This is a genomic window from Fulvivirga sp. AWR4_260 (assembly GCF_056158185.1).
This window is the reverse complement of sequence record NZ_JBSWSU010000015.1, coordinates 3551617-3563731: the sequence shown is the minus strand read 5'-3', so window position 1 is coordinate 3563731 and position 12115 is coordinate 3551617. Positions and strand designations below refer to the sequence as shown.

The following is a 12115-nucleotide window of genomic DNA, read 5'->3' as shown; positions in this document are numbered from 1 at the left end:
TGTTTTCGTTTATTGTTGGTCAACAAAATTATCGAATTAATGTTATTCCTCCTCTTAGTTCTTGTAAATCATCATCACCTTCTATAACACTTCTATAGTTGATTTTATAGACATATGTTCCACCTGTAACGCGTCTATTTTCATCATTGTCATATCCGCCATTCCAGCTGAAATTCAAATCGCTTGATTGGAATATCATCTCTCCCCATCGGTTAAATATGAATACTTGGAAGTCTTCAGGTGACACTAGGATAGGGAAGATGCTGAATACATCGTTTAGTCCGTCTCCATCTGGGGTAAATGCGTTAGGCACAATTATGCGGGCTTCACAGTCAACTACTACCTCAAAGTCAGCTTCTAGCTCACATCCATATGCATTTGTCATTATAGCAGTAACAGTACCAGGTGTAAACACTTCTATGCTGTCTTTATATACAGTGTAATTTCCATCTGTTTCGATAAGATCGCCAAATTCATCATAGAACTCTACATTTTGAAATCCTGTAACTGGTACTGTAACGCTTTGGTTAGACACTACCAAGTCTTTAGGGCAGATGGCATATCTAGAATCGAAAGGCACTGGTGTGGCCTCAGGGATAGTAACAGTTACTGTAGCAGTAGTGTCACAAGTATTGATACCATCTCCAAAAGCAGTAACTTCATAAGTTCCTGGGCTAGTGATAATGATAATGCTATCACCTTCTACTTCCATTTGAGGGCTTACACTTACTAGTTGTATGCTAGCACTGCTGTATGGTACTCTGGCTGGGCCTCCTCCGCATGCTACAAACTCTGCTGGCAATTCTAATGATATTGCTGGTGGTGGCGTAGCAATAATCTCTCCGAATACATTACACCCACCTGAAGTAATTTCTACATAATAGTTTCCTGTACTGATGTACTGGTATGGTAAATTAGTTTCTGTTCCTGAAGCTACTGATAAGTTGGTGCCTTGCGTAAATATTTCCCAATTGTAATTTGTAGGAGCGGCACCGCTAAATGTGAAACTCACTTCGCCTAAATCATTGCTACAAGTAGTGTTGACATTTACATCTTCTACAGTGTATCCTGCAGGAGAGTTTAGTGCGATGCTACGAGTGTCAGAACAACCGGTTAGTAAACTGGTAGTGGTAACCGTATAAAAACCTGCTGGTAAATTATTAATGGATGTAGGAGAACTAACTACTGCAGTTTCTGGTAATGAAACCGGTCCATTTACAGTGAATGACAATCCTGATGTAGAAGGGAAGTTAATGTCAATAATGCCATCAGCGGCTCCACATCCACTCGGTTGTGTATTTACTGCTAAGCTAAATGTTGGTAGTGGGTTAATGATAAACATTTGCGGCTCAAGGTTTTCTTGGGCAAAGCCACCACATTCAGGAATTACTGTAACCCTTGCTTCATATGTACCTGGAGTAGTTGCCAAAAAGTCGAAATCAGGGTTGTCCTGAGTCAATTGAATAGGACCTCTTACTATTGTATTATTGGCATCGTAAATGTTTAAGACGTAATCTTCTAAATACAATGGATTGGTAATAGTGATGGTTACTTCATCATTAAAACAGCCACTATTTACCGTGAAACCTGCGCCATCAGTAGGGGTGCTAATGTTTTGAATGAAGTTAGGTAATCCTAAAAGACTAGCTGTACCTGCTGATAACCCAAAATTGCTTGTGTTCAATGTTTGATCCGTTTCAAGATTAGGGTTGGTGATGGTGAGTAAATTATCAGTGCCATTTTGTGCAATATAAAGTGTTCCATCAGGTCCTGCTTGTATAGCCCCCAATTCTAATGTGCTATTATCTATGTCATGTCTTACGGAGTCTCTGATAAACTGAGGGTCGGTGGTAAAGGCTGTAGAGGTTGTGCTATCTACCTTCCACCTATATAAATGACTAGGCGAGCCTTTTACCGTAGCAAATAGGTTGGTGCCATCAGGAGAATAACCTAAGCCATACACTTGACCAGAAACGCTATTATCAATTGGTAAGTCTGTAACGCTGGTTAAAGCTCCTGTACTGTCATTTAGTTGTAGTAAGTTAACGGTATTGTTATTAGTTCCGGCAGATAATGCGACTGCTAAAAGCCCTGATGGGTTGAGTACCATATAGCCTTGTGATTTTAAATCTGAGTTATGTGCCGTACCAACAGTTGAAACTACAGGGCTTCCGATGCCCTGCCCTGTAATCGGGAATACTTTGTAGTTTCTGTTGCCATATTCATGTACTACTACCCAATCTTCTGTGCCTGTTAGTCTTTCGGTTACTCCAGTACACAAAGTGGTGCTAATGCCACCTCCATCATTCGTTACTAATGCACCTTTTGTATTACTAGATTCGTCTTTTAAATCAAATATGGCATAGTTTAAATTGTATGAACCTGTACCATATACTTCTTCCGTAGTGAAGATGTAAAATAAAGTTTCATCATCAGGGAAAGGTACTATTAATGCCGACTGTGTTGATAATTGGTTGCCGTTTAGCTTTTGAGTGGGCGTTAGTAAATTGCCTTCGCTGTCGTAAACATCTACACCATCAGTATAGAAAACTGGTTGCCCATTTCTGTCGCAATAAATAGCGCATCCTTCAGGAGCTATCAGCTGATTTCCTCCATTGTAAATGCTGGCCATTCCGAAAGGGATAGCTACCGCAGCACCGCTGTTAAAATCTATTCCTGCATGCTCGCCAAAATACCAAACGTTCGAAAGCTGCTTTTGCTCTCTATAAGTATTAACTGTGATACCTGCATGCGTAGAACATCCCGACCCGTCACTCGCAATTACATAATAATACCCAGAAGAGTCTGGAGTGAGGGTATTACCTACATCTCCATTAGACCAAACTATGCTACTAGCATTGCCACTTATCTCAGCTACTACAGAAGCAGTGCCTTGTCCGTTGGGTGAATAAGTACTTTGAGGGTATTCTTCCAAACAAAAGGTGGTGTCAGACCTTAAGTTGATCTGAATATCAAAAGGGTTAATAGTTACCTGTTTTGTTACAGGTACTCCTTCTCCATTTATGTAGGCAGTGAGTGTAACGTCAAAAGTGCCATCTTCGCCAAAGGCATAAGCCGGTGCTAATTCGGTAGAAGTGGTATCGCCAAAATTCCATAATACGCTATCAGCTCTAGGATCTATTTCAGGATAGAAAACAGTAAGTTCATTTTGACATGTTCCTGAGTAGGTGAAGTCAACGGTTAAGTTGGGGCTGCTGTAGGGGAGGAAGGTTGGGAATTGCAGTGCATCGAAATTAGTGCCAGAAAAAACACTGGTATATAGTGCTTGGCTGGCAATGGTGTCAGGCTCGTTTATTCTTCCCATAAAGAAGTTGCCAGCGTTAGTTTGGTATAAATGATAAATAGCACTGTCAGGAGCCATTTGCAAACCAAAGCTTTTCGCTACGCCATTCGTATTTATGTTTTGTCTTGTTTTGGTAGTGATATCTATCTGAATTAGTTCATCATCAGTGTTGCCAAAATTACCTGATAAATAAAGGTATTGTCCATTATTGGACCATTCAAGGTCATAAATAGAGTTGTTTCCTAAAGTGGCCTGCGCTAAGCTTAAGGCATTATTAATAGTAATCGTACCCGAAGCCGGATCAAAATCTAAGACTTGCACATCTTCAGTTAAAGGGCTACTTACTGCTAGTCTATTACTAAATCTGTCATAAGTTATTTGAGAAACATCACCTAAACCAGATGGAAATGAGTTGGCAGGTAAGATGGTGCCAGTATTATCGATAGCATTTACATCGTAACTGCTATTGTTCTTATCGTAAGAAATTAGCCAAAATCCATCTCCAGTTGCATTAGGTACAATGATTAGACCCTGAGCACGAGGTGTAGATGGGATATCTATAGCTGGCGCAGCAGCATTGGCTTCAACTACGCTACCTAATGGAGGAGCAGGGAAACCGATACTATTGCCGTTTTCTGACATATCTACCGTGGTTCTGGTTAGAATTTCGGTAGGAGTGATGGTGAAGATGTAATATTGATCTTGGTTACCAGGGTTTTGGCAAATGGCAATTCCTTGGCTGCCTGAATTTCCATTTAGTCCCGATCCATTGGGCATAATGTCATCAGTAGCATCATTTACATTTACTCCTTCGGTATAAAATAATAATGTTCCAGTAATGGGGTCAGTGGCTACTGCAGTCATCTGCGAGCCTAGTGGTATAGGTAAATTAATGTTTTCAACCTCATAATCTGGCCTGTTAAATACCAAGCTATTAGATGTATTACCAAAATACCAATTGGTTTGTGAGTAGTTTTGAGAAAAAGCCTGAAAAATGCTACCCACACAAAAAATAAAAAGTAGACACGCGTGACGAATATCCAAATGCGACATCCTATAAAGATTTAGTTTGTATTATAACTGTACCTAATACCTTGTGATTGTGTAGTATATTGTAAAAATATTACGGTATCAAATACTAATTTATACAAATAACGATAAAATGGCGTTATGCTATCAGCTTAACTTTCTTTATTTTTGATTCTTATCTTATTTTAGGGATAATTTTGTACTTACGATCAAGCGAACTTAGTAAAAGATTTCATGCGTAGAGTTTTACTTTTTATGGGTGTGTTGATGCTGGCGGCCAATGTGGTCAAAGCTCAGGATCCTCAATTTTCGCAGTTTTATGCGGCCCCTTTATATTTAAACCCTGCTTTTGCAGGTTCTACTCAGCAGATGCGGGTAGGGGTAAATTATAGAAACCAATGGCCTTCGCTGGAAGCCAATTTTGTGAGCTTCTCTGCTTATGTAGATGGTTTTATCGAAAGTAAGAATAGCGGCTTGGGGCTTTTGATGATGCATGATAAAGAAGGACAGGCAGGGCTTACGTCTAATTCTGTGGGCCTTCAGTACGCGTATCAATTATATTTAACTGATTGGCTAACATTTAGGCCGGGTGCGCAAGTAGCTTTCTACAATAGAAATGTTGACTTCAGTGACCTCACCTTTGGTGATCAATATGACCCGAACACTGGGCAATTAAATAATCCGACAGGAGAATCTTTTGGTGACTTAAGAAAAAGTTTTCTTGATTTATCATTTGGAGGTGTTTTATACACAAAAAACGCATGGTTAGGCTTGGCGGCTCATCACTTAAATAAACCGGATCAGGCATTTCAAGAAGATGCCAACCCAAAGGAGTTACCTATAAAATACTCTTTCCATGGTGGAGTTAAGATTCCTTTTAAGTCGGGTACCATGGGGCAAGGCTTATATGCCAGACCTCAAGAGCGTAGTATTACACCCACATTTCAATATAAATCTCAGGGAGAGTTTGATCAGTTAGATTTAGGTCTATATTTAACTTTGGAGCCAATAATAATCGGTGCTTGGTACAGAGGCTTGCCCATGAAAACTCTTGAAGGTTTTAATAATAACGAATCAGCGGTATTGTTACTTGGCTTTACAAAAAAGGGAGGAAAGGGAGAATTATTCAACATTGGGTATAGCTACGATTATACCATTTCTAAATTGGGATCTGGAAGTGGCGGAGCCCATGAGCTATCAATAACTTACTCTTGGTCTAATAGAGACCCACGTAAGCCTCCGAAAAACGTGATGCAGATACCGTGTCCTGATTTTTAATAGATTAAGATTTTAACATTCATTATAATGGCTAAGAAGAAAAATAACTGGAAGAACAGAGATGGTGTAGTATATAGCACTAATGATGATTTTGAGTTTGAGTACGAGGGAGATTATGAAGAAGAAACGTTGCCCGCTAATCAGCAGAATCTAAAAGTGCAGCTCGATAAGAAGGCGCGTGGAGGAAAGCAGGTAACTTTGGTTACTGGTTTTGTGGGAGGTGAAGATGACCTGAAAGATTTAGGAAAAATGCTTAAATCTAAGTGTGGTGTAGGCGGATCGGCTAAAGATGGAGAGATTTTAATTCAAGGAGATGTAAGAGATAAGGTAGTAGAAATATTATCTAAAGAGGGGTATAAAGCTAAAAGATCGGGAGGTTGAGTTATCAGTAAAATTAAATATATAAGCCAGGCGTAAGTCTGGCTTTTTTTATAAATAGCTTTTTATTTCATCTACATCATTAGCGTAGTCTATACGTGCGTCTTCATGTAGTTTGCTGAGAGCTTTTTCTATTTTGCTAATTTGTCTTCTGTAAATATTATTGACCACATTGCTGCTTTGGATGTTGATATCATGGCTAATAAATGATTTGCAGAAGTATATTAAGATTTCCACTTCTGTTCTTTTTTGCGAAGAATAACGAATGTACTTGTTTAACTGGCGGAGTATCTTGGCTACATTCTTCTTGGTATAATAAAAAGAGTTTTTATGTACCTCTTCAAAACTGTCGTCCAAGTATTCTTTAATTAATTGAATGTACCCATCTTCATCCTGCGCTTCAAAAATTAGATATGTTAATAATTCTTTATTGTCTTTTTTAAAGCGAGCTAAACGAGCTATTATTTCGGCAAGCTCTTTTTGGTCTAGGTATTTTAGTTCTTTTTTTATGTCCGTTAAAGCTGCTGCTTTCATAGTGTAAATTATTATTTAAGCTATTAACTATAACTACGGTGTACAGTTTAGTTATGGTTAAACTAAAATAGCAATTTACCAGATTTGTACATTTAGGTTGCTGGTAAGTTACTGGTTTTCTATGATGAAGGGCCTACTTAAGCATTTCCTTTATTTTTCTACTAATTAGTATGCTGGCCGGAGCTACCACTTGGTTGTGATCAAAGCCATTGATTTCATAAATCTCAGTGTTTTTATTGCCTACACTTATTAATGACTCATATAGGTATTGATTTTCTACATATCTCGCATCAAAATCCAAATCTCTGCCTCCAGTAATTAGTATAAAAGGAGGAGTGTTAGATTTCACATGGTTTAATGGAGCGAATTCATCAGCATAGGGTACGTTTTCCGGGCGTTTTAATTCTCCTCTGATGGCATTATGAGTTATAGTTTGTCCACTGATAGGGAAGAAGCCTTTGATGTCACTCACCTCGGCATTGCTTTTTTTAAGATATTGCTCATCTAACCCCACCATAAGTGCTAAGTATCCACCCGCACTATGTCCAGCTACAAATACTTTTGAAGGGTCGCCTCCAAATTCTTTGATGTGCTTTAATACCCATGCGGCAGATGCCGCTGCATCATCGATATAGGTCGGGTGTGCTGCTTTAGGGCTTAACCTATAGTTAACCGCTGCCACAGCAAAACCCTGATTTTTTAAGCCTTCAGGAATGTATTTCTCTCCTCCTACCAGGCCGCCACCATGAAACCACACTACTGTGGCAAAATCTTTGGTTTCAGGGTAGTAAAGGTCCAATACACAGCGTTCGTTCATATATCTGTCCTTGGATTTCTCACGGTAAGGGATGTTGTTTTCAGTTTTGTAAGATACAGTTTGTGCAAAAGAGCTAAACCATAATAATGAAAATGATAAAACAGTTACTAATGACTTCATAAGGGTTATAATTCTTGTTTGTGCTTAAAATTAACCATATAAGTGACAATTAGGACAATATGTTTTTCATAATACATAGTCGGTTCATATTTATTGAAGATGGTTCTCTGTAGTGCATCGTAAGATAGATTTTATACTCATGGTCCATTTATGTCACCAAGTATTTAGTTAATTGAAAGTGCAGATTGAAATAATACCGCTCGTGTATTATTACATTTAAGAGGAGTTGAGATTTATATATTTACATATCATCATTAACCTAAACGTAGTAATTAATGAAATACTTTTTATCAGTAATTAGGCCTAGGAGCCTTTGTATGCTGTTGTTTTTTTATATTTCTTCATTAGCAAGTCTTCAGGCTCAGGAATTTAAACTATCGCCTGTTACACACACTTATGCTATAAAAAACGCCACTATAATTCAAGGGCCTGGTCGTGTTATAAAGAAGGGAACCATAATAATCAAAGATGGTATCATTGAGGATGTTGGTGCTAATGTAAAAACTCCTGCTGATGCTTATATTATAGATGCGGATTCTACTTTTATATATCCTGGCTTTATTGATGGAGCTTCACATGCCGGTGTAGTAGCACCGGAAAAGGACAAAGAAAGAAGTAAAGACCCTGGTAACCCTTCTAATGAAAAGGCTGGAGTAACTCCAGAGAGATCGGTGATCGATCAATTATCTGTTAAAGCTCAATCTATAAAGGAGCTTAGGCAGTTAGGTTTTACCGCAGCTCATATTGTACCCGAGGGAGGCATGCTGCCCGGAAAAACGGCATTCATTCTTTTGAGTGGAAACACACCTGATGCAATGGTGTATCAAAATAATGTGTCGTTATACACGCAATTAAAAGGCGCTTCAGGAGTTTACCCGAATACCATATTAGGAGTGATGGCCAAGTTGCGAGAGCTTTATCGCCAAGCGGGGCAGGCATATAATGAAAAACAAACCTATAATAAGGATGCAGTAGGTAGAATAAGGCCTGAAAATAACAGAAGCTTGGAAGCTTTTTATCCAGTGATAGAAAGGAAACAGCCCATAATGGCACTTGCTTCAGATGTACTGGAGATTGAAAGGGAAGTTCAAATGAAAAAGGATTTGGGTTATGCGCTAATGTTAGCTGAGGTAAAGCAAGCTTGGGACATTACACCTATGATAAAGAATAATGTTCAATCATTGTTTCTGTCTCTCGACTTGCCAGAGTTGGAAAAAGAGTCTGATTCAACAGCAAGTCTACCAGAAATTCGAGCTGAAAAGGAAGAAAAGCATTTGAAGGATAGAAAAAACGCTATGATCGAGAAGTATTATAAGCAGCCTCAGGTGTTGAAGTCTAAAGGAATTTCTTTTGGTTTTTCAACATTAGAAGCCAAGCCTAGTGATATTCATAACAGGTTAGTTGCATTGGTAGATAACGGCATGAGCCCCGATGACTTATTGGCATCTTTAACCAGTGTGCCCGCGGGTTTCTTTGGAGTAAGCGCAACTATGGGCTCAATCGATAAGGGTAAAATAGCTAACCTTTTTGTAGCTGATACAGCTTATTTTACAGAGAAGGCAAAAATCCAATATGTGTTTGTCGATGGTGAAATGTATGAAATTAATCAGGGGACACAGAAAAGTGTATCTAGTGGCAATGGAGCTGCAGATATTCTTGGTAAATGGAATTTTGAGGTGGATTCTCCTGAGAAGGACTCTGGTGTAATAGAAATAAAAGGCTCCAAAGGAGCTTATTCAGGTAATATTACCATTGTTGATGCGGGAGAAACTATTAATGCAGAACTATATGATGTAGAGTTCAACGGCAATGAACTTTCATTTTCTTTTCAAGTAGTAATAGAAGGAGAGAGTGTAATGCTCACTGTAGAGACTAAAATAGAAGGAAGCAGTTTTAAGGGATTACTTAAAGCAGGGACATATGGAAGCTATACCATTAGAGGTGATAAAATACCAGAATAATTATTGATCAAAGACAATTAATTTATGACACGATACATATACATATTCTTTTTAATGCTGGTGTCACTGGGTATAGTGAATGGTCAGCAAAAAGGAGATATTTTAATTAAAAACGGTACTGTTATTACAATTACCCATGGTGATTTTAAAAACACTGACGTACTGATAAAAGGTGGTAAGATAGCCAAGATAGGGCAGGGATTAAAGGCAGCATCAGGTATGACGGTAATAGATGCTAAGGATAAGTTTGTGATGCCAGGTATTATTGATGCTCATTCTCATATCGCTTTAGATGCAATTAATGAAGCTACAAGCCCTGTTACTGCCGAGGTTTTCACGGGTGATGCCTTAAATCCTTTGGATATATCTATTTATAGAGCATTAGCAGGTGGCGTTACCATTTCTCACGCATTGCATGGTTCTGCTAATGCTATTGGAGGGCAAAGCGAAACGATTAAACATAGGTATGGCACAGTGCTTATGGATGAGCTTAAGATGGAAGGAGCGCCAAGAACAATAAAGTTTGCACTTGGTGAAAACCCAACACGCGTGCATGGTAACAATGGTGTTGTGCCCAGAACACGCATGGGAGTTGAGGCCGTTTTTAGAAGTGCATTTTCAGAAGCGAAGCAATACATGCAGGCTTGGGATGAATACAATAAGTCAAAAAATAAGAAAGGTTTCAAAGGAGCTGCACCTAAATATGATTTACGTTTAGAGGCTGTTGCTGATATTCTTAGGGGGAATATTATAGTGCATTGTCATTCTTACAGAGCTGATGAAATATACATGCTGATGCAGGTCTTCAAAGATTTTGGTATTAAAAAATTAGTATTTCAACATGTAAATGAAGGTTTTAAAGTGGCTCCTGAGCTTGCTGAGTTTGGTGCTATGGCTTCCGTATTTTCTGATTGGTGGGCGTATAAATTTGAGGTTTATTACTCTACAGCCTATAATGCAGCTATTTTGACTAAAAACAATGTAGTAACCTCTATTAACTCAGATAGTGGTGAGCTTATCAGGCATTTGTATCATGAGGCGGCTAAAACGCAGAAATATGGTCAGTTGACAGATTTGGAAGCATTAAAACTCATTACAATCAATCCTGCAAAACAATTGGGCATTGAAGATAGAGTGGGGTCAATAGATGAGGGGAAAGATGGTGATATAGCCATATTTAGCAAACACCCTTTATCTATTTACGCTATACCTATGGTCACTATTGTAGATGGCGTAATAAGGTTTGATAGAGAAAATGATCCTGCTGATATGCGTATTTACCCAGATCCTGAAGAAAGCTTAGATGTGGTGCTGCATGCAGAAGAGGATAACCATAGATGTATGCAGGATGCTGGTTTCTTATTTACTAAATAATGAGCTCTAACATGAAAAAAATATATATAGCAATAATAGCATTTCTAATAGCAGGAGAGGTGGCAGCTCAAAATGCTAAGGCTACCAAAGGCTCTTTTTTGATTAAGAATGCTACTTTGATAACTGTAGTTAATGATACTTTGAAAAACGCTTCCTTATTAATAGCTGATGGTGAAATAAAGGCTATTGGAGGTGATGTGTCAGCACCATCAAATGCTCAAGAAATAGATGGCTCTGGATTGTACGTTTATCCTGGTATGATAGAATCAGGGGCTAAGTTAGGACTTACAGAAGTGGGGTCCGATGCACGCACTAGAGACTTTAATGAAATAGGAGAGGTTATTCCTCAAATGAAAGCACTTACTGCTGTTAACCCTAACTCAGTGCTTATACCTGTAACCAGAGTAAGCGGAGTTACCTCATCATTAGCCACACCCAGCGGAGGGTTATTTTCAGGTACTGCTGCGCTGATAAATTTATATGGGTATACACCAGACCAAATGTATGCAGGTTTTGAAGGTGTAGTGCTCAATTTTCCTGTTTCTGTTAAACGAAGTTCATGGGATAGGCGATCTAAAGAGGAAATACAGAAGCAGGTAGAAGAGAATATGAAGCATTTGAATGAGACTTGGGAGAAGGCTGTTGCTTATGCTAAAATCGATTCTACGATGAAGGCTAGTAGCGTAAGCAATGATCTCAAATATTATCCTGAAATGGAAGCCTTATTGCCTGTTGTGAATGGAGAGCAAACATTAATAGTAGAAGTAAATGCAGCTGCGGATATTAAGGCTGCTATAGCATGGTTAAGTGATAAAGATGTAAAAGTGGTGTTCTCTGGAGTTTCTGAAGGTTGGAGAATGGCCGAAGACTTAGCTAAAGCTAAAATACCAGTTATTGCAGGGCCGGTGTTAGATGTGCCCAACCGTGATTATGATGCTTATGATCAAATGTATACTAACCCTGGGCTAATGCTTAAAGCGGGCGTAAAAGTAGCGATAAGAACTAATGATGCAGAAAACGTAAGAAATTTGCCTTACAATGCTGGGTTTGCCGCTGCCTATGGCATGGGGAAAGAGGAAGCTTTAAAAGCGGTAACCATAGTGCCTGCAGAGATTTTTGGCGTTGCCGATAAACTTGGTTCTTTGGAAAAAGGAAAAATGGCTAACTTGTTTATTGCTGATGGCGATATTTTTGAACCTAAAACGCAAGTGAAGTTTTTGTTTATTGGGGGCTATCAAATTCCACTAGAAAGTAGACAGACAAAACTCTACGATGAGTTTTTAGAAAGATCACCAGGAGTGAAGAAATAAAAAAAAGGGC

8 protein-coding genes are annotated in these 12115 nt (G+C 38.7%); 5 read left to right on the top strand and 3 right to left on the bottom strand.

The window, feature by feature from the left end; translation table 11 throughout:
* Nucleotides 1-28: 28 nt before the first annotated feature.
* Entirely contained in the window at nucleotides 29-4357 is a 4329-nt protein-coding gene (locus tag ACXACQ_RS21245; RefSeq protein WP_474978012.1) for a T9SS type B sorting domain-containing protein, read from the bottom strand.
* A gap of 210 nt (nucleotides 4358-4567) precedes the next feature.
* Between ACXACQ_RS21245 and ACXACQ_RS21240 the strand changes: the two genes are divergently transcribed.
* Nucleotides 4568-5611, top strand: a complete 1044-nt coding sequence (locus tag ACXACQ_RS21240; RefSeq protein WP_474978011.1) for a PorP/SprF family type IX secretion system membrane protein — start codon at nucleotides 4568-4570, stop codon at nucleotides 5609-5611.
* Between the two features lie 27 nt (nucleotides 5612-5638).
* Nucleotides 5639-5992, top strand: coding sequence for a translation initiation factor (locus tag ACXACQ_RS21235; RefSeq protein WP_474978010.1), 354 nt, complete (start codon nucleotides 5639-5641; stop codon nucleotides 5990-5992).
* 48 nt (nucleotides 5993-6040) lie between these two features.
* Here ACXACQ_RS21235 and ACXACQ_RS21230 read toward each other — a convergent pair whose 3' ends face one another.
* Nucleotides 6041-6523: a hypothetical protein gene (locus ACXACQ_RS21230; protein WP_474978009.1), complete on the bottom strand. Its 483-nt coding sequence runs from the start codon at nucleotides 6521-6523 to the stop codon at nucleotides 6041-6043.
* A 133-nt stretch (nucleotides 6524-6656) separates the two neighbouring features.
* Entirely contained in the window at nucleotides 6657-7460 is an 804-nt protein-coding gene (locus ACXACQ_RS21225; RefSeq protein ID WP_474978008.1) for an alpha/beta hydrolase, read from the bottom strand.
* Between the two features lie 275 nt (nucleotides 7461-7735).
* Between ACXACQ_RS21225 and ACXACQ_RS21220 the strand changes: the two genes are divergently transcribed.
* The 3 genes from ACXACQ_RS21220 to ACXACQ_RS21210 are packed head-to-tail and all read left to right on the top strand — an operon-like array spanning nucleotide 7736 to nucleotide 12105.
* A complete protein-coding gene (locus ACXACQ_RS21220; RefSeq protein WP_474978007.1) occupies nucleotides 7736-9421 on the top strand; it encodes an amidohydrolase family protein in 1686 nt (561 codons plus the stop codon).
* 24 nt (nucleotides 9422-9445) lie between these two features.
* Nucleotides 9446-10795 (top strand): amidohydrolase, encoded by a 1350-nt coding sequence (locus ACXACQ_RS21215; protein ID WP_474978006.1) that lies wholly within the window; start codon nucleotides 9446-9448, stop codon nucleotides 10793-10795.
* 11 nt (nucleotides 10796-10806) lie between these two features.
* Nucleotides 10807-12105: an amidohydrolase family protein gene (locus ACXACQ_RS21210; RefSeq protein ID WP_474978005.1), complete on the top strand. Its 1299-nt coding sequence runs from the start codon at nucleotides 10807-10809 to the stop codon at nucleotides 12103-12105.
* Nucleotides 12106-12115 lie beyond the last annotated feature (10 nt).